The 25,588-nt window shown below is 57.6% G+C and carries 23 protein-coding genes; 10 read left to right on the plus strand and 13 right to left on the minus strand.

Translation table 11 applies throughout. From position 1 onward, the window contains the following. Position 1 precedes the first annotated feature (1 nt). The 5 genes from K3169_RS11565 to K3169_RS11585 all read right to left on the minus strand — a co-directional run bounded on the left by K3169_RS11565 (position 2) and on the right by K3169_RS11585 (position 7,028). Positions 2–1,180, minus strand: a complete 1,179-nt coding sequence (locus K3169_RS11565) for a glycosyltransferase (RefSeq protein ID WP_027901621.1) — start codon at positions 1,178–1,180, stop codon at positions 2–4. A gap of 1 nt (position 1,181) precedes the next feature. Continuing rightward, on the minus strand, positions 1,182–3,176 hold the full coding sequence (locus tag K3169_RS11570) for an exopolysaccharide transport family protein (RefSeq protein WP_263271594.1): 1,995 nt from the start codon (positions 3,174–3,176) through the stop codon (positions 1,182–1,184). 15 nt (positions 3,177–3,191) lie between these two features. Further along, complete coding sequence (locus K3169_RS11575; RefSeq protein ID WP_099270021.1) at positions 3,192–3,992, minus strand: polysaccharide biosynthesis/export family protein; 801 nt, start codon at positions 3,990–3,992, stop codon at positions 3,192–3,194. 145 nt (positions 3,993–4,137) lie between these two features. Continuing rightward, entirely contained in the window at positions 4,138–5,592 is a 1,455-nt protein-coding gene (locus K3169_RS11580) for a mannose-1-phosphate guanylyltransferase/mannose-6-phosphate isomerase (RefSeq protein ID WP_263271595.1), read from the minus strand. Continuing rightward, positions 5,592–7,028, minus strand: a complete 1,437-nt coding sequence (locus tag K3169_RS11585; RefSeq protein WP_263271597.1) for an undecaprenyl-phosphate glucose phosphotransferase — start codon at positions 7,026–7,028, stop codon at positions 5,592–5,594. The genes K3169_RS11580 and K3169_RS11585 overlap by 1 nt, the downstream gene beginning before the upstream one ends. A 482-nt stretch (positions 7,029–7,510) precedes the next feature. Between K3169_RS11585 and yegS the strand changes: the two genes are divergently transcribed. Beyond that, positions 7,511–8,419 (plus strand): lipid kinase YegS, encoded by a 909-nt coding sequence (gene yegS, locus K3169_RS11590; RefSeq protein ID WP_027901626.1) that lies wholly within the window; start codon positions 7,511–7,513, stop codon positions 8,417–8,419. An 808-nt stretch (positions 8,420–9,227) separates the two neighbouring features. Here the strand turns inward: yegS and K3169_RS11595 are convergent. The 3 genes from K3169_RS11595 to K3169_RS11605 form a co-directional block, all read right to left on the minus strand. Beyond that, a complete protein-coding gene (locus K3169_RS11595; RefSeq protein WP_231668108.1) occupies positions 9,228–9,887 on the minus strand; it encodes a response regulator in 660 nt (219 codons plus the stop codon). Continuing rightward, positions 9,884–10,777: a sensor histidine kinase gene (locus K3169_RS11600; RefSeq protein WP_231668109.1), complete on the minus strand. Its 894-nt coding sequence runs from the start codon at positions 10,775–10,777 to the stop codon at positions 9,884–9,886. The genes K3169_RS11595 and K3169_RS11600 overlap by 4 nt, the downstream gene beginning before the upstream one ends. A 408-nt stretch (positions 10,778–11,185) precedes the next feature. Continuing rightward, positions 11,186–11,623: a hypothetical protein gene (locus K3169_RS11605; protein WP_027898955.1), complete on the minus strand. Its 438-nt coding sequence runs from the start codon at positions 11,621–11,623 to the stop codon at positions 11,186–11,188. A gap of 553 nt (positions 11,624–12,176) precedes the next feature. Here K3169_RS11605 and K3169_RS11610 point away from each other — a divergent pair. From K3169_RS11610 to K3169_RS11630, 5 genes are all read left to right on the plus strand, one after another. After that, the gene (locus K3169_RS11610; protein WP_027898954.1) at positions 12,177–13,106 is read left to right on the plus strand and encodes a chemotaxis protein CheV; all 930 of its coding nucleotides are present in this window, start codon (positions 12,177–12,179) and stop codon (positions 13,104–13,106) included. Between the two features lie 173 nt (positions 13,107–13,279). Then, entirely contained in the window at positions 13,280–14,089 is an 810-nt protein-coding gene (locus K3169_RS11615) for an MOSC domain-containing protein (RefSeq protein WP_263271601.1), read from the plus strand. Between the two features lie 54 nt (positions 14,090–14,143). Continuing rightward, positions 14,144–15,079 carry a 2-hydroxyacid dehydrogenase gene (locus tag K3169_RS11620; RefSeq protein ID WP_231668111.1) on the plus strand — a complete coding sequence of 312 codons (936 nt, stop codon included), beginning with the start codon at positions 14,144–14,146 and terminating at the stop codon, positions 15,077–15,079. 394 nt (positions 15,080–15,473) lie between these two features. Further along, complete coding sequence (locus tag K3169_RS11625; RefSeq protein ID WP_231668112.1) at positions 15,474–16,040, plus strand: YbhB/YbcL family Raf kinase inhibitor-like protein; 567 nt, start codon at positions 15,474–15,476, stop codon at positions 16,038–16,040. Positions 16,041–16,139: 99 nt separating this feature from the next. Continuing rightward, entirely contained in the window at positions 16,140–16,634 is a 495-nt protein-coding gene (locus K3169_RS11630) for a MarR family winged helix-turn-helix transcriptional regulator (protein WP_231677581.1), read from the plus strand. Here the strand turns inward: K3169_RS11630 and K3169_RS11635 are convergent. The 5 genes from K3169_RS11635 to K3169_RS11655 form a co-directional block, all read right to left on the minus strand. Next, positions 16,610–16,915 carry a hypothetical protein gene (locus tag K3169_RS11635; protein WP_263271605.1) on the minus strand — a complete coding sequence of 102 codons (306 nt, stop codon included), beginning with the start codon at positions 16,913–16,915 and terminating at the stop codon, positions 16,610–16,612. The genes K3169_RS11630 and K3169_RS11635 overlap by 25 nt on opposite strands. A gap of 137 nt (positions 16,916–17,052) precedes the next feature. Further along, a protein-coding gene (locus tag K3169_RS11640; protein WP_263267706.1) for an IS3 family transposase occupies positions 17,053–18,200 on the minus strand; the annotation gives its coding sequence in 2 pieces (ribosomal slippage) (positions 17,053–17,945 and positions 17,945–18,200; 1,149 coding nt in all). 940 nt (positions 18,201–19,140) lie between these two features. After that, positions 19,141–20,559 carry a short-chain fatty acid transporter gene (locus K3169_RS11645; RefSeq protein ID WP_263271606.1) on the minus strand — a complete coding sequence of 473 codons (1,419 nt, stop codon included), beginning with the start codon at positions 20,557–20,559 and terminating at the stop codon, positions 19,141–19,143. A gap of 157 nt (positions 20,560–20,716) precedes the next feature. After that, the gene (locus K3169_RS11650) at positions 20,717–21,373 is read right to left on the minus strand and encodes a CoA transferase subunit B (RefSeq protein ID WP_187523047.1); all 657 of its coding nucleotides are present in this window, start codon (positions 21,371–21,373) and stop codon (positions 20,717–20,719) included. Positions 21,374–21,440: 67 nt separating this feature from the next. After that, positions 21,441–22,142 carry a CoA transferase subunit A gene (locus K3169_RS11655; protein ID WP_263271609.1) on the minus strand — a complete coding sequence of 234 codons (702 nt, stop codon included), beginning with the start codon at positions 22,140–22,142 and terminating at the stop codon, positions 21,441–21,443. A 125-nt stretch (positions 22,143–22,267) separates the two neighbouring features. On the opposite strand from K3169_RS11655, the gene K3169_RS11660 reads away from it, so the two are divergent. The 4 genes from K3169_RS11660 (at position 22,268) to K3169_RS11675 (ending at position 25,586) form a co-directional block, all read left to right on the plus strand. After that, positions 22,268–23,176, plus strand: a complete 909-nt coding sequence (locus K3169_RS11660; protein ID WP_263271611.1) for a LysR family transcriptional regulator — start codon at positions 22,268–22,270, stop codon at positions 23,174–23,176. Between the two features lie 160 nt (positions 23,177–23,336). Continuing rightward, positions 23,337–24,707: a GntP family permease gene (locus tag K3169_RS11665; RefSeq protein WP_263271613.1), complete on the plus strand. Its 1,371-nt coding sequence runs from the start codon at positions 23,337–23,339 to the stop codon at positions 24,705–24,707. Positions 24,708–24,921: 214 nt separating this feature from the next. Beyond that, positions 24,922–25,317 (plus strand): RidA family protein, encoded by a 396-nt coding sequence (locus K3169_RS11670; protein ID WP_099269217.1) that lies wholly within the window; start codon positions 24,922–24,924, stop codon positions 25,315–25,317. A gap of 92 nt (positions 25,318–25,409) precedes the next feature. Then, the gene (locus K3169_RS11675; protein WP_164706071.1) at positions 25,410–25,586 is read left to right on the plus strand and encodes a hypothetical protein; all 177 of its coding nucleotides are present in this window, start codon (positions 25,410–25,412) and stop codon (positions 25,584–25,586) included. Positions 25,587–25,588: the final 2 nt, after the last annotated feature.

Genomic DNA, 25,588 nt, shown 5'->3' on the forward strand with positions numbered 1-25,588 from the left:
CTCAGTCGGCCTCGCATGCGTTTTGAAACAGCTGACGGAAGCGCTCGGCGGTCTGGCTCCAGACCCGTTGCTGCCCAAGGATTCTGGCCTGCGCGGCCCATTGCTGGGCCCGTTCCGGTACCGCGCAGACTTCATTCAAAGCCGCGCTCAAGGCCGCGACATTACCTTGAGGGAAAATCATGCCGTTGCCGTGGGACACCTCTTCGGCAAACGAGCGGGCATCGGACGTGATCACCCCGCGCCCGCACGCCACGGCCCAGGAAAGCGCGCCGCTGGTGCCGCGCAAATTACCCAGCAGCTTCAGTTTGCTGGATTCGCGGTACGGCAAGACCATGACGTGGTGGGCCTGAATGACATCCGCAATGGCCTCCGCTGGCAGGTCCAGATTCCAGTCGATCACGTCGGTCAGCCCGAGCTGTTTAATGCGCAGGCGCAACTGGTCCAGATAGCTGCCGGACGGACCGAAGGCCATTTCCGGCTCGCTGCCGCCGGCGAGGGTCAGGCGCACCCGGGAGCGTAACTGTGGCTGACGGTTGAACAGGTCGGCCAGGGCATCCAGCAGGTCTTCGATACCTTTGCCGCGATAAATAAAACCGAAGTACAGCAAGCGCATGGTGTGCAGCGGCGGCAGAGAAACAGGCGTGATGGGGAGATTGCCATGGGCAATGACTGCCATCTGTTCCTCGCGCAAGCCCATGCGCTGACGCAATGCCAGGCCTCCTGCCTGAGTCAGTGTCACCAGCCGGGTCATGCTGCGCGCCAGTTGGCGTTCTTCGCGCAGGCACAGCGGGTCGGCCATGACCGTGGCGATTTCCGGCAGCGGCGAGGGCAGCGAGCTGGCCAGAGACAGCGGCCAGGGGAGTTTGGCCCGACGCCAGACCAGGCGCTCCGGATCATGCACGGTCGCCGTCAGTGGGAGTTGCGGGAAACGTTTGCGCAAGGTGCGCAGGGCATGAAACTCCGCGAGTCGGCCGCCGCCGATTTCGGCATGGACCAGATCGATGCCTTGCCAATCGGTTTCAGCCACCCGTTGAACGGCACGCATCTGGTCGTTGCCGACCCCCGCAAGCGGCGTGCTGACCCGCACGCCAAGTTCCTCCAGCGCGTGTTTGAGGTGCCCGGCGTAGTCGGCTATGCCGTTCTGCTCGGGCGGTAGTGGCGCGAGTAGGGCAATGTGCATGTCAGCCTCGGTTCTGGAAGCGTTTGAGGTAATCCATCACGCGTTTTGGCACTTTGTAACGGCGACGGTTGATGATGATGCCATCCACTTTCTTGAACGCGGTATGCAGCGTTGCCAGCACGTTTTCCAGCATCGGCACGGTGGTTTCTTCGGCTTTGACGATCAGCAGAATCAGGTCGGAATCGCGCAGCAGGGCAAAGGCATTCTGGTTACTGAAAATGCTCGAAGCATCAATCAGCAGTATTTCACCCGGAACCGCCGGACCAGGGCCTTCGGTACGCACCCTGTAGCCTTGCTCCTGCAGCAGGCTGGCGAGGTGGCCGATGACGAAGCTGACACCTCCGCCTTCGTGAGATGAAGTAAACCCCAGCGCCAGACCCTTTTCCCCGACCTGCCGCAAAGGCAGGGTCCCGTACAGCCTGTGCAGGCTGGCGGTGAACGCGGTATTGCGTGAGTCTTCTGCGCTGCCCAGTTCCTGGAGGCTGGTCCAGACCGGCACTCCGAAACGGGTCTCGATCTTGTCACCGTCATGGATCCGTTGATCCAGCAGGTAGAAGAAGTACAGCGCCACCAGGCCCACCCCGACGCTCAACGGAAATGCCAGGATCAACATCAACATGCTTTTCGGGAAAACCCGGCTTGGGTTGTAAGTAGCCTGCTCGATGATGGCAATGTTGCTGATCTGACTGCGATCCAGTTCGCGGTCGATGCGCGCTTTCTCGAGGCTGCTGCTGTACAGGGCGAAACTCTTCTCGGCGGCGTCCAGTTCGCCCTGCAGGCGGGACATCTCCGGCTCCAGATTCAGCGCCAGTTGGCGGCCTTTTTCCCATTGCGCCAGTTGCAGGTTTTGCTGCGTCAACTGGGTTTGCAGGCGGGCGTAGCTAGCCTGCTGGTCGGCCAGCACGTTCTGCATCCGATTGTAGATCGGGTTGGGGGTGATGCTTTCTGAACGCTGGATGGTTTCATTCTGCTGGGTCAGCAGTGCCTTCAGGTTAGTGATCTCCTGATTCAGCGCACGAACCGGGGGGGCCGATTCCTTGAAGGAGCGCAGCAGTTCCTGGCGTTCGACTTCCTTGCCGTTGATACGGTTTTGCAAATCCTGACGGTTAGGGTTGAGGCTCAGTTCGCGACCGGCACTGACCGTTTTCGACTGCTGCCTGAGCTGCTCCTGTAGCTTGTCCAGGCCCGCCTTGGTGGAGGCGATCGAGCGCAGGGTGTTGTTGCGCTCAGTGGTCAGGTCGTTAAGGCCCTGGGAAGTATCGGCCAGACGCTGGGCAATGCTCACCGCACCCAGTTGATTGAGGTACGTCTGGATTTGCTTCTTGTAGCTGAGAATCCGCGCCTGAGTGGCTTTAACTTCGGTTTCGTAGAATTGATAGAGACTGACCCGACCGAGCACACGGGTACGTTGCTGTTCGTACTCGGAGATCCAGGCTTCCAGAACATCCTTGGCAACCTTCGGGTCATTCCAGGAAAAGGTCAGTTCCATTACCGCCGAGCCAGGGTCATGGCTGACTTTGAAGTTTTTCGACAGATCCTCTGCCAGACGCTCCTCCGGCGAGCGCTTTTCGACCAGGCCAATAAGCTGCAATGCACCTCGAAACACACCAATCACCGAGCCTACCGTGTCCTTGAGCAGGTTCTTTATCGAGGCCAGAACACCTTGCTCCTGTTCGGCTTTGGATATTTCCGCCAGGTATTTTTCGGCAACCGTACGCATGATCGGCCGACCGGTCAGCATGCGCTCCTCATCGAGGATCGGATCGCGCTGGGCGCTGGGAATCACGATGGCCTGACGGTCGGCGAACTCGATGGGCACGGTGCTGCTGTCGCGACCTGGCTTTACCAGCAACAGTGCGGTGGATTCGTAGCGGTTGGGCAGTAAAAAGGCACCGAGCACAATGATGATGAAAGTGACCATGACGGTCAGTCGAACTTCATGTTTGAAAATGAAGAACAGGCGCAGCAAGTCGCGCAGTGAACGGATGTTGATCATGTCTTTTCCCTGACTTTAGTTTTCGCTGCGCAGGTTGTAATTCACGCCGAAACCCAGTGACTTGGCAAAAGGGATCAGTTGGTTGAAATACAGATTCACGCCGTCGGCCTTGTCACCCACTGTTGACTTGGGCACGAACACCACATCGCCGCGCTGTAACAGCACCGGGCCGCGCGGCCCCGAACTGTCTGCCCAGAGCAGCTTGCTGAAGTCGAAAAAGTAAGTCTTGTAGAGACCGTTGTCTTCCTGACGGAGCAGGGCAACCATCGTCGCGTCCCCGTCATTGGCAACGCCTCCGGCACCGACAATCGCCTGAACCAGTGTGGTAGCAACCGTGGCGGGCAGGGCCGTCGAATTACGCACTGCGCCACCGACAAACACGGTGTTGCCGGGTGATTGCGAGATGTTGATGGTCATCGCGGTTTCGCGGTAGACGTCCTGCAGTTTGCTCTGCAGGTGTTCGGTCAATTGCGGCAAGGTCATGCCGGCAGCCTGCACAGAACCGATATACGGATAACTGAACGTGCCGTCGTTGAGCACCTGGAACAGTGTGAGTTCGTAGATGGAGTTCGCCGTAAAAGCGGAAATGGACGGTGCTTCGCCGGTGTTGCGTACGATGCGCAAGGTATCACCGGGTCGCACGCGTTGCGGTGGCAACGGCTTGCCGGCGAGCGCGCGTCCTGCGGCTTTACCGGCTTCAATCTGTGCGGGGTCGTCTGGCAAACCCACACGTGCCGGGGTGCTGCAGGCGCTGACCACTAACAGGCCCAGCACCAGCAAGGTGTTTCTGACCACCCCCAAACTCCTGTCTTGCATGAATACAACTCCCGTTGCGGGTAAACCAATCATGTAGGCGGATTACCGCTGTCATCCCTGTTGCATGGTGCGTGCGTGCACAGCGCGTGCCGCTCTAGAGGTATATCGTCAGGTGCGTCAATTTGGTTAATAAAATCCAGCCGGGTCAGGAGGCCTGGGTTGGCGCCGCTACCCGGCCATACACATCGGTGAAACGTACGATGTCGTCTTCGCCCAGATACTCGCCGCTCTGCACTTCGATCATGACCAGATCAATCACCCCCGGGTTGACCAGCCGGTGGGTATGACCCGGTTTGATGAACGTGGATTCGTTGGTGTCGAGCATGAATTCACGTTCGCCGTTGGTGACGCGGGCCATGCCGCTGACCACGATCCAGTGTTCACTGCGGTGGTGGTGCATCTGCAGCGACAGCGAAGCTTGCGGGCGAACCACGATGCGTTTGATTTTGAAACGCTTGCCTTCTTCGAGGACGGTGTAAGTGCCCCAGGGGCGGGTGACGGTACGATGCAGGCGATAGGCATCGTGGCCTTGGCGCTTGAGCTCCTGAGCAACGAATTTCACATCCTGGCTGCGTTTGCCGTCGGCGATCAGCAATGCATCCGGAGTGTCGATGATGATCAGGTCATCCAGGCCGACGCCGCCGACCATACGTTTGGAGTCGATGTAGCAATTGCTCACGTCATGCAGCACGGTCGGCCCGTTGCACTGGTTACCCTGAGCATCGGCAGGCACCAGCTCACGCACGGCCTGCCAAGAGCCGATGTCGTTCCAGCCCAGTTCGCAAGGCACCACGGCCACTTTTTGCGAGCGCTCCATCAGGGCGTAGTCAACGGAAATGTCCGGCGCTTTGGCGAAGGATTCGCTGTCCAGTTCGATCTGCAACTCGTTATTGCCTTCCTTGCTGGGACTCAGTTCCAGGCAGGCTTTGACTGTTTCGAGGACTTCCGGCGCATGTTTGGCGAATTGGTTGAGCAGGCTGTCGGCGCGCATGCAGAACATGCCCGCGTTCCACAGATGCAGACCGCCATCCACATACGCCTGGGCAGTGGTCGCGTCCGGCTTCTCGACAAAGCGTGCGACCTGATAGCCGTCGCTGTTGAGCGACTGGCCTTTTTCGATATACCCGAAACCCGTTTCCGCCTTGCTGGGCAGAATGCCGAACGTCACCATCCAGCCATCGTCCGCCAGCACCCGGGCGGCCTGGACCGCTTTGGAAAACGCTTCGACATCGGCGATCAGGTGATCGGCAGGCAGGACCAGCAATTGCGCATCGTCGCCATATAACCTGGACACGTGCAACGCAGCCGCCGCCAGTGCGGGCCCTGTATTACGACCGAACGGTTCGAGGATGAAATCCAGTTTTACCTTGGTCTTGTTGAGCTGACGGTAGTCGTCAACCGTACGGAAATAGACTTCCCGGCTGGTCACGGTCAGCAATTGCTCGACATTCGGCAGGCCCACGGCCCGATTGAATGTTTTCTGCAGCAGGCTTTCTCCGTCACGAAGGCGCATGAAAGGCTTGGGCATGGCTTCGCGCGAGACCGGCCACAGCCGGGTACCGGCGCCGCCGGCGATAATGCAGGGGATGAGGATGCTCATCAATAAGCCTCACGAGTGAAGAGCACTGCAGGAACAGTGCGCAGAAGGATGTAGATGTCGAACCAGACGGACCAGTTTTCGATGTACTCCAGATCGAATTCCACACGCTTTTCGATCTTTTCCACGGTGTCTGTTTCACCACGATAGCCATTGATCTGCGCCAAACCGGTAATGCCCGGTTTGACCCTGTGGCGTGACGTGTACTCCTTCACCGCTTGCTCGAAGAGAATCCCGGCCGCTTTGGTGGCCGTTGCATGGGGGCGAGGTCCTACCATGGACATGCTGCCTGCAATCACATTGAACAGCTGAGGCAATTCATCCAGGCTGGTTTTGCGTATGAAGCGCCCGACCCGTGTGACCCTTGCGTCATCCCGGGTGGTTTGTTGCGCTGCGGTTGCATCACTCTGGTGGTGATACATCGAGCGGAATTTGCAGACCTTGATCATGCGGTTGTTGTAGCCATAACGGTTTTGCCAGAACAACACCGGGCCGCGTGAGTCCAGCTTGATTGCAACCGCGATAGCGAGCATGACCGGTGACAACACCACCAATGCCAGACTCGATAGCAGCATGTCCTCCAGCCGCTTGAAGAAAGGCGACCAGCCGGAAAGAGGAACGTCCGAGGCGTTGAACATTGGCAGATTGGCGACTTCGGTGATCCGGTTGTGCGCGTGGCGAAAAGCGACCATGTCCGGCACCAGCAGCACATTGACCGGCAAACGGCGCAACTCACGGATGATGTAGTCCATGCGGTTTTCCGCCGACCAGGGCAGGGCGACCAGTACCTGGGTGACCTTTTCTTCGCGAATCAGACGTTCCAGATCGTTGCTGTTACCCAGCAGGGGCAGACCGGCCATAGTCTTGGGCAAACGTCCAATTCGGTCGTCAATAAAGCCGCTGACTCCGGAGCGAATATCCTGATTGTCCAGCAGGTACTCAGCCAGCCGCTTGCCGTTCTCAGTGGCACCCAGAATGATCGCGTTCTGCAGGAAGAAACCTTTTTGCATCAGGTGCCTGAACAGCACCAGCATGAACAGCCGCTCGACGCAGAACAGGGCAAGACTGGCGATGTACCACATCACCAGATGATCGTCGGTGAGGTAGTCGAAGAACGCCAGGGACTTATGCAAGAACAGCAGCAGGCAGAACGCGGCGGACCAGGCCACAATAATCAGGCGAAAGCGTAGCGCGTTGCTGAACAGCGCTTCAGAGTAAACCCCAAGGGTCTGGAATATCAGGACGCATAACAGGCCATAGAAGCCCAATACCGCAAAGTAGCTCTGCGGTACGTCAGAAAGACTTTCTCTGGAAAAAAGGAATATAAGCACGCCTGGCAGGATGCTGGTGATCCCGTGCGCAAGACGAATACCGAAAAGAAAATACACAATCAAACTGGTTCTGGTTTGCAGGAGGCTGTTAACAGGCTGCAATCGCATAACGCTTCCTCACTTCATCGGTCCGTGACTACTTAGCTGCGATCCACATACGAAGCGCTTTCAAGTTGAAGTCAATAAAATGTCCTTTCCTGACGTGCTTGGTGAATATAGCCATTTATTTGGCTTCTGCACGTCAAGTGATGCTGATTTTTACTGTTATTACAAAAGGGGTGTAGGCCTAATACTTTAGTTGGGTAGGTATTGTTCCTAACTAACGTGGGCACTCCCTCATACGAGGGTATATCGGCAGTAAAGCTCAAGAGCTAAATAAAATCATTGTGCGCATTTGATTCTCTTTCGATTTTTTCCCTTTAGAGGTTATGCCCGCCGTCGCAAGGTCCAGAGATTCCCGATCCGATCTAACGTTTTCGGGGGGATCGTCCACTGCGCAGGAGACATTAAAAAATTATCTGCTTCGGAAGGGCTTTTTTCTGTCCGCTGCGGTCAACATAGTGCGCATGAACTCAGGGGAGCGAGTAGCAATGACACGACGGGCATTTTTGATTTTGCATGGCAAGCAGGCACTTAACGAAGAAGTGCGTGAGGCCGTGACCCGAAAGCGTCGCGAGGGCTGGGAGCTCGACGTCCGTCTGACGTGGGAGGGCGGCGATGCTCAGCGGTTGGTCAGCGAAGCGCTGGCAGCAGGGCACTCGCAAATCATCGCGGGTGGCGGCGACGGAACCTTGCGCGACGTTACTGAGGCACTGGCCAACGCCGACACCGACGCTGAGCTGACCATCATGCCGCTGGGCACTGCCAACGATTTCGCCCGGGCTGCGGGTGTTCCGCTGGAGCCTGACGCTGCGCTCGATCTGCTGGATGTGCCTGCCCGACCGGTGGATCTGGGTGAGGTCAACGGCAAGGTGTTCCTGAACATGGCAACAGGCGGCTTTGGCAGTCAGGTCACGGCGAATACGTCTGAAGATTTGAAGAAGGTGTTGGGTGGAGCGGCTTATCTCTTCACCGGACTGACGCGTTTCAGTGAGCTGAGCGCGGCTTATGGCGAGTTGAGCGGACCTGATTTCCACTGGAGTGGAGATTTGCTGGCGCTGGGCATCGGTAACGGTCGCCAGGCGGGCGGCGGGCATGTGTTATGCCCATCGGCACTGGTCGATGATGGTCTGCTGGACATCAGTATTTTGCCTGCGCCGCAGGAAGTGGTCGGTACGCTCAGGAGTCTGCTGGAGGGCGGTCTGGGTATCGACAATATGTTCATCCGTGCGCGGCTGCCGTGGGTGGAGCTCAAGTCGGCGCAGGGGCTGGACATTAATCTGGATGGCGAGCCGTTGTCTGGAGAGAACCTGCGTTTCTCGGCGCGTCATGCGGCTTTGAAGGTTCACTTGCCAGTGGGGTCTGAGTTGTTTGGCGGTACGGCCCGGGTTTCTGGTTGATATAGTTGCGCTGTGTACATATCCATTACAGCTTTCACTGCTTCTATTGGTTGCGCTTTTACAGCGCCTCACTTTTGAAAGGAGCCGGAAGCCGGCCCAGCCAAAAGTAAGCAAAAGGCTCTTGCCCCACCACTGGGTGCCTCGCTGTCGCTCGGCATGCCCGTAATCCGACATTGCTGCGTGGGGCCGCCGCCACCGGCCATCCATGGCCTGAGGCGGCTAAACCGGCATCCCTGCCGGTTTGCCCCACGCAGTAATATCGAATTCCGGCCGGCGTGGTTTAACGGGGCGCGTAAGATCAAAATCAAAAGCAGAGCAGATCAAAAGCAGAGCGAAAACGGCAGGATCGCCGCGGACCGGTAGGAGCGAACTTGTTCGCGAGACGTCATCACAGCCAACGCATTCGTTGCCTGACACTCCGCTTCGCAGCCTTCGGCAGCTCCTACAATACCGCGGCAAATTCGCAAATCAGGTCGGCTGTCAGGCTGCCGCGCTTTTGATTTTGATCTTGGGCGCCCCGTTAAACCACGCTGGCCGAACGCAGATTCTGAACCGTGGGCAACCCGGCAAAGATGCCGGGTTAGCCGCATTGGGCCATGGATGGCCCGTTGCGGCGGCCCACGGTTCAGGATCTGCGGGCGGGTACACCGAGCATTAGCGAGGTGCCGAGTGGTGGGGCAAGAGCGTTTTGCTTACTTTTGCGCTTCTCAAAAGTGAGGCGCTGTAAAAGCGCAACCAATAGAAGCCATGAACGCGGTAACGGATATGTACACAAAACTCACTACACGAAAAAAACTGTAAGCAATCATCAATCATCCAGACTGATAATCCCTTCCCGCACACAAAACAGAACCAGCCCGGCCACGTCATGAATCTGCAAGCGCTTCATGACCTGGGCTCGATGGGTCTCCACCGTCTTGATACTCAAACCCAACCCACCGGCAATTTCCCGCGTCGACTTGCCACGCACGATCAGACGCAGAATCTCCAGCTGCCGGGCCGTCAGATTATGGTTTTGCGGCGTTTCGTTCTTTCTCGCCTGAACCCCGATCAACGCCTGATTGATCACCGTATGGGCAATCGCCGGACTCAGATAACGTTCACCACTGCTCAACGCCAGTAACGCCTGCTCCAGCTCAGTCGCTGCCGCGTCCTTGAGCAAATAGCCATGCGCACCCGCTTCCAGCGCGCGCATGATTCGCGTCGGGTCACTGTGCATGGACAGGATCATAACCTTGCTGTCCGGCAGGATAGTTCGTAACTCTTTCAAGGCATCAATGCCGTCGACATCCTTCATGGAGATATCCAGCAGGATAATGTCGGGGTTCAACTCGGTAGCCAGCGCGCTCAGTTGCGCGCCGTCGCAGGCCTCGCCTATCACTGAATAGCCCGGAATGTCGGCTACCAGAGCGCGAACGCCAGCCCTGATCAGTGAGTGATCATCAATCAACAGCAATGTGCAGGTCATCTAGCCTTCTTGTCTATGTTTGCTCGTTCATGAGCGCGCGGTACCCAAGGCAACAGCACATCGATACGTGTGCCATCGCCGGGTTCGCTGCGTATCGTCCAGGTACCGTTGAGAAGAGCCACCCGTTCGGCCATGCCTGACATGCCTCGCTGCCCCTCACGCGCCGGGTCCGTGGCGGGTGAAAAGCCGACTCCGTCGTCGCTGATGTGCAGCTCCAGACCCTGTGGCAGGCGGCGCAGGCGAACCAGCAGATTGCTTGCGTGGGCGTGGCGCAACATATTGGTGACCGCTTCCTGGGTGATGCGAAACGCAGTAACCGTCATCTCTTCCGGGATGCCGGACAGTTGCTGTTTGCACTCCAGGCTCCAGCGCACCTGACTGTCCGCCAGGGTGCGCAGCAGATGCCCGCGAAGACTGGCTTCCAGTCCCAGACTGGTCAGCTGGCGAGGGTGCAGGATGGCTGACACGTCGCGAACCTTCGCCAGGGTTTCGTCCAGGGTGTTGTTGAGTTGCGCGCTGTGTTCGAGCAGTTCGGCAGGCAGACGGCGGCGTAGCCATTCCGATTGCATCTTTGCGGCAGTGAGCATCTGTCCAATGTCGTCATGCAGCTCGCGGCTCAGGCGATGCCGTTCTGTTTCCTGAACCTGCAGCATGTGGTCGGCCAGTTCCTGCGGCTGGAATCGAATTGACCGGCCATAGCGCAACTGCGCCTGCCAGACGCTGGCAAAGGTCGCGAGATTAAGCAGCAACAGGGCGACAGGGAAATCGTCCGAGGTCAGATACAGCGCGCTATTACCGATTGCTGCACCGATGCACAGAACGGCATTCAGCCAGAGAATGCTTCTGTTACCTGGCAGCCGATATCTGGAAATACTGGTAGGGGCGTGCATAGCGATGGAGCCATCGGGGTGGTCACTGCGGAACAACCTGCCATTGAGGATGCCAGGTCAATGTCGGACATGTCGTTTATCGTTGACTGCCTTGATTACTTGTTTTGTCTCGTCTTGCAGATTTGATCGCACATCCTGTGTCGTCATCATTGTGGCAATAATGCTTGGGGTCGTGATCTTACCTCAATGTTCAAAGTTTGAACGAGCTGCCTGACGTTACACCGGATAGTTGGCAAGGCTGGCAGGCCTTATTGTGTCCCTGTGCGCAGAATAACCACGACCCGAACAGCCCGGGAATACTGTGTGTTCATAACGCAGCGGCGAGGCTATTTGCGAGCACGGCATGCTCTTGCTCTTACGGGGGCTCTGACGGGTGGAAAGAACCGGCGCATTGAGGCACGTGACCGATTACAACCGCGGTTGCTCCTGAGCCGGTTCGCAGGCTTCCAGGCCGCAGGTATAAGCAAGTTGCCCCAGCAGTTCTTTTTGTTCGGTGTCATCCAGCAGCAATTGCCCGGTATGGGGATCAATCAACTCGAGTTGCCAGGCCAGCAAGGTCAGGCAGTGTTCAAGCGTCTGAAGGGCATCGTCCGTCAGGCAAAGATTGGGGTAGGCGACGCTCAGCATGCCGCGCAACTGACGCGCGAAATCAGCAGTGCTGGGGATCAGCGCGTTATCGGCGGTTTCCGACAGTTTGAACAGGGTGCCAAGCAGGCACTCGACGGCGTCCTGATCATTGCTGATCATCTCCAGGTGCGAGAGGCATTCCTGGCAGGTGCTCAGCAGCAATTGGGATTCATCAAAGAAATCGGGATGTGTCTGTTGCCACTCTTTACCGTTCAGCATGGGGATCTCCATAGATCATGGATCGCTCCAGTGTAGTACCCGGTGCGCACTGCGGAACGTTAATGTGGATGTGAAGTGAAAGTCTGTAGGCCGCTTCCGAATGTTTCGAAATGGAAGGCTGTGTGACGAATATTCCGGTTGGATGGAGGGTGGCGAGACAGGCGGATAGAGCGGGCGCGGCGATACATTCACCACCTGCGGCAAATCGGGACGGCAGGTGTTTTGGGGTGGGCCGCGACGCAACCAAGACCTCAACTCCATTCCAAATATGAGAATGGTGTCACATTAATGGCTAAGTCGAGAGGCGCAAATCAGGTCGCCCCTGAGGGCTTCTAGGGGTTTCCCTTAGGGAGTAGAACGCCTGTCGCCTGCTGAAGAAGCGATGAAGGGCTGTTACTGGTCGGAATGAGCATCTGTCATTCGCCGACGAGTAAAGCATGATGTTAAAGTGATATCAATTGTGTATTTAACCTTTCATCGCCTTTAAGTCCCGCTGTTTTCAGCCGATAACAACTTCGCAGACTCACTGTGACCCACGCTTCAGGAGCAAGAAATGGCTGGCATTCTCGACTCAGTAGATCAACGCACACAACTGGTGGGCGAGAACCGCCTTGAAATCCTCATGTTTCGCCTGGCGGGTCGGCAGCTGTTTGCGATCAACGTTTTCAAGGTTCAGGAAGTTCTGCAACTGCCTAAACTCACGCTGATGCCGCAACGTCACTCGTTTGTGTGCGGTGTGGTCAACCTGCGCGGCCAGACCTTGCCGGTGATCGATCTGTCCCAGGCCATCGGGATGAAGCCGCTTGTACCGGGGCCTAACAGCACGATTATCGTGACTGAGTACAACCGCTCGGTTCAGGCCTTCTTGGTGGGCGGTGTCGATCGCATCGTCAACATGAACTGGGATGCCATCATGCCGCCGCCTGCCAGCGCTGGCCGTCAGCATTACCTGACCGCGATCAGTAAAGTCGACGATCAACTGGTTGAAGTCATCGACGTGGAAAAAGTCCTCGCCGAAATCGTGCCGTACAACGCCAAGGTATCCAGCGAGAAACTCGAGGACCCTGTGCTCGCCGCTGCAGTAGGCCGTGAAATCCTGCTGGTGGATGACTCCAAGGTTGCACTCAGCCAGTTGCGTGACACCCTGTCCCAGTTGGGTCTGAAGCTGCACGTGGCCAGCGATGGTCTTAAAGCGTTGAACATGCTCAAAGCCTGGGCCGACAGTGGTGAGGTCATGACCGAGAAACTGTTGATGGTGTTTACCGACGCGGAAATGCCGGAAATGGATGGTTATCGACTGACCACAGAGATTCGTAACGATCCACGTCTGCGCGAATTGTATGTGGTGTTGCATACCTCGCTGTCCGGCAGCTTCAACGAATCCATGGTGAAGAAAGTGGGTTGCGACAACTTCCTCTCCAAGTTCCAGCCCGACAAACTGGTGGACGTGGTTCGTGAACGTTTGATAATGGTTCAGGGTTGATCGCAACCAGGCACTGATCGCAGCCCAGGGCTTGACCGGCCCCGGCGAGCGAGAAGCCAGGCGCAGCATGGATCTGCGCTCTGGCTCGCATTGTCATGTCTCGCAACAGACAAGTTCGTATAAGCTTGTGGCCTTCATGATTCCGGCGATTTCAGCCGAACAAGGACCAGGCCATGTTGCATCTCAGCGCGCTCTACCGTTTCCCCCTTAAATCCTGCAAGGCTGAAGTCCTTCAGCAGGCGTCCTTTGACGAGTTGGGGTTGACCGGGGATCGACGCTGGATGTTGGTGGACGAAGCCAGCGGGCGCTTTCTGACCCAGCGCGCCTTGCCGCACATGTCTCAGCTTTCTGCGCTGTTGAACGAAGACGGTGGTTTAAACCTCCAGGCACCGGGCTTTACGGCGCTGGATATTCCTGTCCCGCAAAATATCGAACAGTCTCTGCGCGGCGTTACGGTATGGCGCGACACGTTGCGCGTGCCGGATGCCGGTGACGAAGCCGCTCGCTGGGTCAGCGATTTCATCGGCAAACCGACCCGTATGGTGTATGTACCGGCTGACCGCGCCCGGATGTTGCCCGGCGGTCTTGGTGTCGACGAAAAGCGCGTCGGGTTTGCCGACGGTTTCCCGCTGTTGCTGATCGGTCAGGCATCTCTTGATGATCTGTCAGCGAAGATTGGTCGTCCGCAGGAAATGCTGCGCTTTCGGCCAAATCTGGTGGTGGAGGGCGCTGAGGCGTTTGCGGAAGATGGATGGAAGCGCATTCGTATCGGCGATATCGAATTTCGCCTGCTCAAAGGGTGCACGCGCTGCATCCTCACCACCATCGATCCTGCCACCGGCGAGCGCAACGCCGATCGCGAACCATTGACCACCCTGAAAACCTATCGTGAGCGCGAGGGGGATGTGTGGTTCGGGCAGAATATGGTCAATGACGGGCCGGGTATCCTTGAAGTCGGTATGCCGGTGACCGTGTTGGAGTGAGGCTATGACTCAGGTTACTGTCCGTTTTTTCCATGGTTTGTTTCGGAGCCTTGCATGACAACCACAGTTCTGGTGCTGGTCGAGAGCGTCAACGAGTACCTGCACATCCTTGAAAACAATGGTTATCGGCTGATTCTGGCGCCAACTCCAGCAACGCGTGCCGAAGCCATTGCCACGCGTAGTGAGGAAATCACCGTAGTGCTGACCCGAGGGCCGCTGGGGCTTTACGCGGATGAAATTGCAGCGCTGCCGCATTTGCAAATCATCTGCGTGCTGGGTGCGGGTTATGAACACGTTGACCTTCCTGCGGCGCAAGCGCGGGGTATTACGGTCACTAACGGCGCTGGTGTAAATGCACCGACGGTGGCCGATCATGCGATGTCGTTGCTGTTGTCCATCGTGCGGGATATCCCGCAGGCGGACGCATCGGTGCGCCGCGGTGAGTGGCGCAAGGTCACGCGCCCCTCGTTCGAGGGCAAGCGCCTGGGCATTCTCGGCCTTGGCGCAGTTGGCCTGGCCATCGCCCGGCGTGCAGCGGGTTTTGGCATGGTCGTGAGTTATCACAATCGCAAGCCGCGTACCGATGTCAATTTTGACTACTGCGCAACGCCGCTCGAACTGGCCAATGTCTCTGACTTTTTGATTATCGCCACGCCGGGTGGTGGCGGTACACAGCACCTGATCGACAGTCAGGTCCTTGATGCTCTGGGTCCGCAAGGCTTTGTGGTCAACATCGCCCGGGCCAGTGTGATTGATACTGCTGCTTTGGTTGATGCCCTGCAGCAGCGGCGAATTGCCGGTGCGGCGCTGGATGTCTTTGACGATGAGCCGCGGGTTCCGGATGCGTTGAAGAGTCTCGATAACGTAGTGCTGACGCCACATGTAGGCGGCTTGTCGCCGGAGGCTTCTGAAGCAACGGTGCAGATGGTGGCGGATAACCTGCAGGCGTTTTTTGCGGGTAAACCGGTGCTGACGCCGGTACATGGTTGATTGATTGCTTGAGATGAAAATTCAGGTGAGACCTTATCGCGGGCAAGCACCGCACACATGAGATTGCGCTTTTCCGTAGGGCCGGCTAAAGCCGATTTCATCAAACATCACGTCAATAATGGATTTGAAACGCAGACCTGGTAGGAGCCAACTTGTTGGCGAAGCGGAATTTCTGACGATGCCGGTTCGACGTCTCGCCAACAAGTTGGCTCCTACAGGGTCATCCGTTTGCTTCACGACAGCGCGGCGTCTGGACGACGGTAGATCTCCTACGGGATTGCAGTCCAACATAGAATCTCCCACAGTAGATCGCATTCCAACTTAAGAATGCGATCTACTGTGGGAGCGAGGCTTGCCCGCGATATGGGCGACGCAAATATCAGGAGGTATCAGGATGCTGAGTCGTCTGCTGGGGCGCGTATTGCGCGGCCGCGGTGCCACCGAAAACAAGCTGATCTGGAACCACAAGGCTGTAGCGTTTTCGCCGGTGGTTATCGATGTGCGCAGCCCGGCGTTTGCTTCAATGGCGCAGATTCCGCTGTCCCATGTTGGTTCGGCCAAGGGCGGTAATCTGTCGCCACCGCTGGTGTGGGAAGGACTGCCGACCGGAACAAAAGAACTCGTGCTGATCATTGAAGATGCCGATGCGCCGATACCGTTTGCGTTCGTGCATGCGATTGCCATCGGCATTTCGCCGCAGCTCAACGGTCTGCCTGTCGGAGCTTTGAGCAGTGCTTCCCGCGGCCTGCTGACCTTGGGGCGCAACACGTTTGGCGGTGCGACCTACATCGGGCCGCAGCCTCTGGTCGGCCATGGCCCGCATCGATACAGCTTTCAGTTGCTGGCACTGGATCGACCGCTGGACTTTGACAGCCCACCCAATCGTAACCAGTTGCTCAAAGCCATCGACGGCGCGGTCATCGGCCGTGGACGGCTGGACGGGATTCATGAGCGTACCTGACAGATTGCACGCTTCGGTGCTGGCTATTGCTGTTCGCGGGGATATGCCAGCATTGCCCACTTGCTGCATCTTGATTGACGTATTTCTGCAGGAACCTATATGAGCCAGAGTCCGACCCCGGTCGTTGCGTTGCAAATCCCCGACAGTCTGCGGATTGCACCGCGAGTGCTGTGTCATGCAACCAGCCTGCGCAAGGCGACCCGCCGTATTTCCCAGCTGTATGACGCGGTTCTGGCACCATGTGGCCTGCGCTCTACGCAGCGTTCGATTCTGATCCAGGTGGCGCGCAATCAGGCCCCGGCAGTCACCGAACTGGCGGCAATTCTGGTGATCGATCGTTCGGCGCTGGCGCAAAACCTCAAGCCACTGGAGCGTGAGGGCCTTATCTCCGTGGGTATTGACCCGGAAGACAAGCGCAGCCGACGTGTGCGCCTGACTCAGGCCGGCGTGGACAAACTGCTGGAGTCCCAAGCGCTGTGGGAACAGGCTCAGCAGTGCTTCGAAAAGTCGCTGGGCCAGCAGCAGGCCTGTGAGCTGCGTGAGCTGTTGGCAAAAGTTGCCGCGCTGGATTACGGCGACGGTTGTTCGGCCTGAATGTCTGAATTCATATGTCTTAGGCAAACACAACACTTGTAGGCGCTGCCGAAGGCTGCGATGGCGGTCTCTCTGATACACCCCATCGCCTGCATCGCGGGCAAGCCCGGCTCCCACATAGAACCGGGTTTGCTTTGCGACAGTGCAGTGTCCGGGACGCAAAGTGCGCTAATGAAACCCAATGCAATCACCTGATCTGGAATGCTTTCCTGAGCGCGCTTGCCCGCGATGAACGATAACGCGGTCTTCCTGATAAACCCCATCGCCTGCATCGCGTGCAAGCCCGGCTCCCACATAGAGCCGGGCTTGCTTCGCGACAGCGCAGTGTCAGGGACACAAGGCGCGCTAATGAAACAAAATGCACTCACCTGATCTGGTGCAGTGGTCAACTTTTTCCGGACACCTCAATCGGTGATTGTCAGGCTGCTTGCCGCTCATATTGATTGGGCGGCACATAGCCCAGTTTCGAGTGCAATCGCCCCTCGTTGTAGAACCGCACGATGTAGTCCGTGATGTCCTTTATCGCTTCGGCGTGGTTGGCGTAATCCTTCCTCCAGGTACGCTCCATTTTCAGGTTCAAAAAGAAGCGCTCCATAACCGCGTTGTCCCAGCAGTTACCCTTGCGGCTCATACTGCAACGCATTCCATTGCGGGTCAGCAGCGCCTGATAAGCCGCTCCTGCGTACTGACTGCCTCGATCCGAGTGGACGATCAAACCTGGCTCAGGTTGGCGTTGAGCGATAGCCAATTGCATGGCGCTGATTACCAGCTCGGCTCGCATATGAGGGGCCATGGCCCAGCCCACGATCTTGCGCGAGAAAAGGTCCATGACCACTGCCAGGTACACCCAGCCGCCGCGTGTGCGGATATAAGTAATGTCTGCAACCCAGGATTGATTGATCGCCGCAGGGTTGAACTGGCGATTTAGAAGGTTTTCAGCCACCGGCAAGTTGTGATTGCTGTTGGTTGTGTGAACAAACTTACGCTTCCAGACCGGGCGCAGACCTTGTTGTTTCATAAGGCTGCGCACCTTGAAGCGACCAATCGACAGGCCTTCTTTACGCAATGCGCTCACCACACGACGACTACCATAGCAACGCTCCGACGCTTCAAAGGCTGCCTTGATCCTGGCCGCTGCCGGACAGGCGGGCTTGGGTTTCAAACGACGCTGTTGGGCCTCATAAAGACCGGAGCGACTGATCCGCAGTACCCGACAGAGACGAGCCACCGGGTAGGCCTTACGTTGTAATTGGTGAACCAGTTGATGGATCACTTCAATTCGCGGGCAAAGAAGGCCGTAGCTTTTTTTAGGATGTCATTATCCATTTTCAGCTCACGAATCTGCTGCTCCAGTTGGCGAATACGCTGTTGCTCGCTGGTCAACGGGTTGCCAATTCCCGGGCCACCTAACAGCTCGGCCTTGTATTGCTCAACCCAGCGACGCACTGCCGTATCGCTCAGGTTCATATCAAGGCAGACAGAGTTCACACTCTGGCCTTGATCGACGATGAGCTTGCAAACATCAAGCTTGAAAGCGGCATCGAATTTTCTGTATTTCTTGGTCATGGTGACTCCTCAATGGATATAGTTTCCCCTATTGAGGTGTCCGGGGTCATTAGACCAGCGCATGGAATGCTTTCCTGTAGGAGCGCGCTTGCCCGCGATGAACGATAACGCGGTCTTCCTGATAAACCCCATCACCTGCATCGCGGGCAAGCCCGGCTCCCACATAGAACCGGGTTTGCTTTGCGACAGTGCAGTGTCAGGCATACAAGGCGCGCTAATGAAACAAAACGCAATCACCTGATCTGGAATGCTTTCCTCTAGGAGCGCGCTTGCCCGCGATGAACGATAACGCGGTCTTTCTGATACACCGCATCGCCTGCATCGCGGGCAAGCCCGGCTCCCACATAGAGCCGGGCTTGCTTCGCGACAGTGCAGTGTCAGGCATTCCAGGCGCGCTAATGAAACAAAACGCAATCACCTGATCTGGAATGCTTTCCTGTAGGAGCGCGCTTGCCCGCGATGAATGACAACGCGGTCTTTCTGATACACCCCATCGCCTGCATCGCGGGCAAGCCCGGCTCCCACATAAAGCCGGGCTTGCTTCGCGATAGCGCGGTGTAAGGGAAACCAGGCGCGCGCTGATCAAACAAAACGCAATCACCTGATCTGGAATGCTTTCCTGTAGGAGCGCGCTTGCCCGCGATGAACGATAACGCGGTCTTTCTGATACACCGCATCGCCTGCATCGCGGGCAAGCCCGGCTCCCACATAGAGCCGGGCTTGCTTCGCGACAGTGCAGTGTCAGGGGCGCAAAGTGCGCTAATGAAACCCAATGCAATCACCTGATCTGGAATGCTTTCCTGTAGGAGCGCGCTTGCCCGCGATGAACGATAACGCGGTCTTTCTGATACACCCCATCGCCTGCATCGCGGGCAAGCCCGGCTCCCACATAGAACCGGGTTTGCTTCGCGACAGCGCGGTGTCAGGGACACCAGGCTCGCTAAGGATGCATCGGCGGTGTGTACGCCAGTGTCGCGCCCAGAATCCACAGCAGAAACAACACCAGCGGCGTGTGCACCAGCAACTGCACGAACGAGAAGCCGATCAAATCCCGAGCCTTCAAACCCAGCACGCCTAACAGCGGCAGCATGTAGAACGGGTTGATCAGGTTCGGCAGCGCTTCGGCGGCGTTGTAAATCTGCACGGCCCAGCCCAGGTGATACTCAAGGTCATTGGCCACCTGCATCACATAGGGCGCTTCGATGATCCACTTGCCGCCGCCCGACGGGATGAAGAAACCCAGGACTGCCGAGTACACGCCCATCAGCAGCGCGTAGGTGTCGTGGGAGGCGATGCTGGTGAAGAAGGTCGAGATGTGATGGGCCAGGGTCTGCGCATCCGTGCCCTTTACGGTCGTCATCAATGCCGCGATGGACCCATACAGCGGGAACTGGATCAGCACACCGGTGGTGGTAGGCACTGCCCGGGTCACGGCATCGAGAAAGCTGCGTGGACGCCAGTGCAGCAGCGCACCGACCATGATGAACAGGAAGTTATACGTATTCAGACCGGAAATCGCCGTGATTGCCGGCTTGGTGGAAAACTCGTTGAAGATCCAGCCGGACGCCAGCAGCACCATCAGAATGATCAGCAGCGGGCTGTATTCCAGCCATTCACCCGGACGGGTACGCGCAGGTAACGCGGGCATGCTGAATGCTGGGTCGACGCCGCACGCCTGGGCATCTTTAGCGCTGTTCGGGCCCGGCGCTGTTGCGTAAGCCACGACCAGCGATACCACGACCAGCGCAGCCAGCAGCACGCCGGACTGCCAGAGGAAAATGGTTTCGGTGAACGGGATCACGCCGGTGATTGCCAGAATCGAAGGTGGAAGGCTGCCGGGGTTGGCTTGCAACTGTGCCGCCGAGGATGACAGACCCAACGCCCACACGGCGCCGAGCCCCAGATAGGCCGCCGCACCCGCTGCGCGATAGTCCATGCGCAAGTCGGTACGGCGGGCGAGGGCGCGAACCAGCAAGCCGCCGAATACCAGCGACAGGCCCCAGTTGAGCAGCGAGGCGACCATGGAAATCAGCGCAACCCAGGCCACTGCCGAGCGCCCGTTCTTTGGAATACGCGCCAGCCGGTCAATGAGCTTGACCGCAGGAGGCGAGCTAGCCACCACATAACCACCAATCACCACGAAGGCCATCTGCATGGTGAACGGGATCAGGCTCCAGAATCCGTCGCCAAAGGCTTTGGCAGCGTCGGCAGGTTTGGCACCCATGGCCAGCGTGGCAACCGTGACGATGACCACCGCGAGCGCGGCGAACACCCAGGAATCAGGAAACCAGCGCTCCGCCCATTTGGCGCAACGCAGGGCGAAACGGGCAGAGCGACTATCTTCGATATCGGCGGCCACGGGTTTGTCCTCTTGTATTTATTATTGGGGGTTGAATCTTTATTACATACCCACTGTAGGAGCTGCCGAAGGCTGCGATGCGGAGTGACTGACACACCGCATCGCAGCCTTCGGCAGCTCCTACAGTGGGTATGTGGTTCAAACGCTTGGATGCAGGTCAGAAACTCATCTCAACCACATCATCCGGCACGATCAATTTTCCGGCGGTTTTGGCGATGATTTCTTCAACGCTCACGCCCGGTGCGCGTTCGCGAAGAATAAAAGCACCGTTTTCGATTTCCAGATACGCCAGGTCAGTCAACACCTTGCGTATGCAGCCAGCGCCGGTCAGGGGCAGGCTGCAGCGGGGGAGCAGCTTGGACTCTCCGTCCTTGGACGCATGGGTCATGGTGACAATGATATTGTCGGCACCGGCCACCAGGTCCATGGCACCGCCCATGCCTTTGACCAGTTTGCCGGGGATCATCCAGGAGGCGATATTGCCTTCCACGTCGACTTCGAAGGCCCCCAGAACCGTGAGGTCCACATGGCCGCCACGGATCATGGCGAAGGACTGGGATGAGTCAAAAATCGATGCGCCGACGCGGGCGGTTACGGTCTGCTTGCCAGCGTTGATCATGTCGGCATCGATGGTTTCTTCGGTGGGGAATTCGCCCATCCCCAGCAGGCCGTTTTCCGACTGGAGCATGACGTCGATGTCGGTGGGGACGTAGTTGGCCACCAGCGTCGGAATGCCGATTCCGAGGTTCACGTAGTAGCCATCCTTGAGTTCGCGTGCAACGCGTTGAGCCATTTGTTCGCGGGACAGTGCCATGGTCTGAAGTCTCTTTGTTGTTTTTGTGCCGCTGCCTGTGCAAGGCAGCATCCGGAGCCGGATTGCGTCAGGCTTTTCTGACGGTGCGCTGTTCGATGCGCTTCTCGAAAGTACCGAGAATGACCCGGTCGACATAAATACCCGGCGTATGAATCTGCGAAGGCAACAGCACGCCGGGTTCAACAATTTCTTCGACTTCGACCACGGTAATCTTGCCCGCGGTCGCTACCACCGGGTTGAAGTTCTGTGCGGTATGACGATAGATCACATTACCGAAGTGGTCGGCTTTCCAACCTTTGACGATGGCGAAGTCGCCAGTAATGGCTTCTTCGAGGATGACATTGCGGCCGTTGAACTGGCGGGTTTCCTTGCCTTCAGCGACCGGCGTGCCATAGCCCGTTGCGGTGTAGAAGGCTGGAATGCCAGCGCCGCCTGCGCGCATTTTTTCGGCGAGCGTACCTTGGGGAGTGAGTTCGACTTCCAGTTCGCCGCTGAGCAACTGACGTTCGAACAGCGCGTTTTCGCCGACATAGGAGGAGATCATCTTACGAATCTGGCGATCTTCGAGGAGGATACCCAGACCAAAGCCATCGACGCCGCAGTTGTTGGAAACAACCGTCAGGCCTTTCACGCCCATGCGCTTGATTTCTGCAATGAGGTTTTCCGGGATGCCGCAGAGACCGAAGCCGCCGCACAGCACTGTCATGTTGTCGGTCAGCCCGGCGAGGGCTTCCTGATAAGTCGCCACTCGTTTGTCGAGTCCAGCCATGATGATCCGCCTTTTATAGTTGTGGTCGACGGTCTGGCCGTCAGGGGAGCGTTGCGACATCTTCTCTTGGGGGGAGTGTTTTGTTAATTTTGTTTTTCTGATCGATTAATAAGAAAAGCAAATATATGAACGTCAAACAATTAAGGGCTTTTCTGGCCGTTGCCCAGTATTTGAGCTTTGCCCAGGCGGGGGAGCGGCTGCATGTGTCGCAACCCGCCTTGAGCCTGACCATCAAGAGTCTTGAGGACGATCTGGGCGGGCAATTGCTGAGCCGCACCACGCGTACGGTCAGCCTTACGCCCGAGGGTGAAACCCTGCTGCCGCTGGCCCGGCAACTGCTGGCTGACTGGGACAACGCTGAAGAATTGCTGCGTCAGCGCTTTACCCTGCAACTGGGCAAAGTGTCGGTGGCCGCCATGCCATCGTTTGCCGGTAACCTGCTGCCCGGCGCGCTCAAGGTGTTCCGCAGTCGCTACCCACGAGTCAATGTAGCCGTTCATGACCTGATCAACGAAGAAGTGCTGGAAATGGTCCGTCATCGGCGAGTTGAACTGGGCATCGGTTTTGAACCTGAGTCCAGCAACTCGCTGGTGTTCATACCGTTCTATACCGATCGCTTTGTTGCAGTGGTACCGCAGGATTCGCCATTGGCACAACGCAAGGAAATCACCTGGCAAGAACTCTTGCAGGAAGACTTCATCGCCTTGCAGCGCCCATCAGCGGTGCGTTTGCTGCTGGAACATCATCTGCAAGCGCAGCACGGCAAGCTGTCCGTTGCGTTTGAAAGCCACCAGTTGTCGACCATCGGCCGAATGGTCGCCAGTGGTCTGGGCGTAAGCGCAGTGCCGTCGTTATGCATTGAACAGATGCATGAACTGGGCGCGCATTGCATTGCGTTGGTGGGGCCTGCGATTGAGCGGCCCATCGGCCTGATGATGCTCGCCGATCACAAGTTGTCGGCCGCTGCTCAGGCCTTGCGCGAGGTGCTGATCGAGCATGCTCAGGCGCAGGTTCCTGGTCTGCTGCACGTCTAGGTCGGGTCTGTTGATCCAGGAGTGGATCACTCGAGGCGGGGGCGAAACTGTCACAAACTTCACATTCGCGCATCTGGCGTTCCGGTATCGTGCTGCAGAATTACAACTAAATGTTTCTGCAGTGCTCTCGACCGCAGGACCGACGATAAGGAAGAGTGCCTTGGATGTTTCTTCTGCTGCCTGGCTGGTGCACGACACCCGCCTGGTTATCTGCTGCCTGATCGCGATTGCCACCATCATCGTGCTGATCAGCGCCACTAAACTTCCGCCATTTCTTTCGATTCTGATCGGCACGTTTATCGCGGGGATCGGTGCCGGTCTGCCTGCCGAAGAAGTCGCCAAGGCCTTCAGTAAAGGCGCAGGCGGAATTTTGGGTGAGGCTGGATTGATTATCACGCTGGGTGCGATGCTCGGCGCACTGATGGCTGAATCGGGCGCTGCGGACCGTATCGCCACTACGTTGCTGGGGTTTGGCAAGGGCAGGTCGTTGCCTTGGGTGATGGCCCTGGTGGCCATGGTTATCGGTCTGCCGCTGTTCTTTGAAGTCGGTCTGGTACTGATGGTGCCGATCATTTTTGTCATGGCCCGACGCTCTGATCAGCGTTTACTGAAAATCGCGATTCCGGCTCTGGCAGGCATGACCACCTTGCATGCATTGATGCCGCCGCATCCGGGACCGCTGATTGCGGTCAGCGCGCTGCATGCCGACCTTGGGCTGACCATGCTGCTGGGCATCTGCATTGCGGTTCCGGCGGTGATTCTTGCCGGTCCTTTGTACGGCAACTGGTTATCCAGACGCATGGACATCAAGGAACCGGCCGAGTTGGGCGAATTATTCTCGACCAAACCTGACGTGACCCGTCAGCCGGGTTTTGGTATTTCGCTGCTGATTATTCTCTTGCCGGTGATCCTGATGCTGGGGAGCACGCTGGCCAAGATATTCATGGCCCCGCACAGCTCGCTGGCGCTGACCCTGAAGTTTCTCGGCGAGCCCCTGGTTGCGTTGAGCATCGCGGTTATTGCGGCGGTCATTTGTCTGGGCTGGGCCAATGGCCTGACGCGCGAGCACGTGAACGGCACTTTGCGTAAAAGCCTGGCACCGATTGCAGTCCTGCTGCTGACCATCGGTGCGGGCGGCGGGCTCAAGCAGACGTTGCTGGATGCTGGCGTGAGTCAGACCATCAGCAAGGTCGCAGAGGGTGCGCATATTCCATATCTGTTGCTGGCCTGGCTGATCGCAGTGGCGCTGCGTCAGGCCACCGGTTCAGCGACCGTCGCGACGACCACCACGGCGGGTATTCTTGCGCCGATGATGGCGGGGCTGGCGGCAACGCAAAGCTCACTGGTGGCGCTGGCGATTGGTGCAGGCTCGGTGTTCTTTTGCCACGTCAACGATGCGGGTTTCTGGATGGTCCGCGAGTATTTTGGTCTTCAGTTGAAGCAGACGCTCTGGGTCTGGTCGGTACTGCAGACCATTGTGTCAGTGGTGGGGTTGGTGGGCACGCTGCTGTTATGGTGGTGGTTGACGTAAGGCGGCTGCGGTCTCTGTGGGAGCGGTGCTTGGTCTGGGCGGCATTCCGACGATTCAGGCGACTTGGTGTATCAGGCATATCGTGTAATCGTTCATCGCGAGCAAGCTCGGCTCCCACAGGGTTCTGTGTGTGAGCACCACGGCAACACGCGCTGGCTGGTGATTGCCCGGCCTCTGTACTCCATCATTTTCAGCGACCCCCGCAGGTAACCCCATGCCAGATCGCGAAATCATCATTCCACCGTCCATGCGCAATATCGTCGAGCGCGCGGGGTACGTTCCGGCGGTCAAGGTTCAAAGCACGCTGTACTGTGCCGGGCAGATCGGACGCACGCCCGACCTTGAGGTCATTGCCGATCCTGAACAACAGTTCATCGCCTGCTGGGAAAACCTGCGCACTGTGCTTGCCGAGGGCGGTTGCAGCTTTGAGGACGTGGTAGAAATGACCACTTTTCACGTGTCCATGAGCGAGCACATGGCCGTTTTTCGTGACGTCAAAGAGCGCCTGTTCCCCCGCGGACTGTGTGCCTGGACGGCCATTGGTGTATCAGAACTGGCTGTCCCGGGGCTGCTTCTTGAGATCAAGTGCATCGCTGTTCAACGCGGCTGATCAGGCCAGGACCAATCATCAAATAAACCGAACTCGTGGGACGGTGTTGATTCCAAACAGGGTATTCATTCAACTACCTCGCGAGGAACATCATGAGTAGAGACCCTGTAGACAGCCAGGCCGCCCAGACTCCCGGTCCGAATCCCAACCCGAGCGAATCGGATGGCAGGTCCACGTCCGACAATGATGTGCGTGAGGCCGATATCAATGAAGTCGAGCCCGATGATCCCGATGTAGCGGGTGATGACGCTTCAGATAGCCCAAGCTGACA

Source organism: Pseudomonas phytophila (assembly GCF_025643095.1).
GTDB classification, from domain to species: domain Bacteria; phylum Pseudomonadota; class Gammaproteobacteria; order Pseudomonadales; family Pseudomonadaceae; genus Aquipseudomonas; species Aquipseudomonas quasicaspiana.

Excerpts from the sequence above, each read along its gene's own strand:
- K3169_RS11655 (WP_263271609.1), bottom strand. The coding sequence starts at position 22,142 with ATGGCTGGACTCGACAAACGAGTGGCGACTTATCAGGAAGCCCTCGCC.
- K3169_RS11675 (WP_164706071.1), top strand. The coding sequence starts at position 25,410 with ATGAGTAGAGACCCTGTAGACAGCCAGGCCGCCCAGACTCCCGGTCCG.
- K3169_RS11585 (WP_263271597.1), bottom strand. The coding sequence starts at position 7,028 with ATGCGATTGCAGCCTGTTAACAGCCTCCTGCAAACCAGAACCAGTTTG.
- K3169_RS11580 (WP_263271595.1), bottom strand. The coding sequence starts at position 5,592 with ATGAGCATCCTCATCCCCTGCATTATCGCCGGCGGCGCCGGTACCCGG.
- K3169_RS11570 (WP_263271594.1), bottom strand. The coding sequence starts at position 3,176 with ATGATCAACATCCGTTCACTGCGCGACTTGCTGCGCCTGTTCTTCATT.
- K3169_RS11630 (WP_231677581.1), top strand. The coding sequence starts at position 16,140 with ATGAGCCAGAGTCCGACCCCGGTCGTTGCGTTGCAAATCCCCGACAGT.
- K3169_RS11670 (WP_099269217.1), top strand. The coding sequence starts at position 24,922 with ATGCCAGATCGCGAAATCATCATTCCACCGTCCATGCGCAATATCGTC.
- K3169_RS11600 (WP_231668109.1), bottom strand. The coding sequence starts at position 10,777 with ATGCACGCCCCTACCAGTATTTCCAGATATCGGCTGCCAGGTAACAGA.
- K3169_RS11605 (WP_027898955.1), bottom strand. The coding sequence starts at position 11,623 with ATGCTGAACGGTAAAGAGTGGCAACAGACACATCCCGATTTCTTTGAT.
- K3169_RS11575 (WP_099270021.1), bottom strand. The coding sequence starts at position 3,992 with ATGCAAGACAGGAGTTTGGGGGTGGTCAGAAACACCTTGCTGGTGCTG.
- K3169_RS11650 (WP_187523047.1), bottom strand. The coding sequence starts at position 21,373 with ATGGCACTGTCCCGCGAACAAATGGCTCAACGCGTTGCACGCGAACTC.
- yegS (WP_027901626.1), top strand. The coding sequence starts at position 7,511 with ATGACACGACGGGCATTTTTGATTTTGCATGGCAAGCAGGCACTTAAC.
- K3169_RS11625 (WP_231668112.1), top strand. The coding sequence starts at position 15,474 with ATGCTGAGTCGTCTGCTGGGGCGCGTATTGCGCGGCCGCGGTGCCACC.
- K3169_RS11660 (WP_263271611.1), top strand. The coding sequence starts at position 22,268 with ATGAACGTCAAACAATTAAGGGCTTTTCTGGCCGTTGCCCAGTATTTG.
- K3169_RS11620 (WP_231668111.1), top strand. The coding sequence starts at position 14,144 with ATGACAACCACAGTTCTGGTGCTGGTCGAGAGCGTCAACGAGTACCTG.
- K3169_RS11610 (WP_027898954.1), top strand. The coding sequence starts at position 12,177 with ATGGCTGGCATTCTCGACTCAGTAGATCAACGCACACAACTGGTGGGC.
- K3169_RS11595 (WP_231668108.1), bottom strand. The coding sequence starts at position 9,887 with ATGACCTGCACATTGCTGTTGATTGATGATCACTCACTGATCAGGGCT.
- K3169_RS11615 (WP_263271601.1), top strand. The coding sequence starts at position 13,280 with ATGTTGCATCTCAGCGCGCTCTACCGTTTCCCCCTTAAATCCTGCAAG.
- K3169_RS11565 (WP_027901621.1), bottom strand. The coding sequence starts at position 1,180 with ATGCACATTGCCCTACTCGCGCCACTACCGCCCGAGCAGAACGGCATA.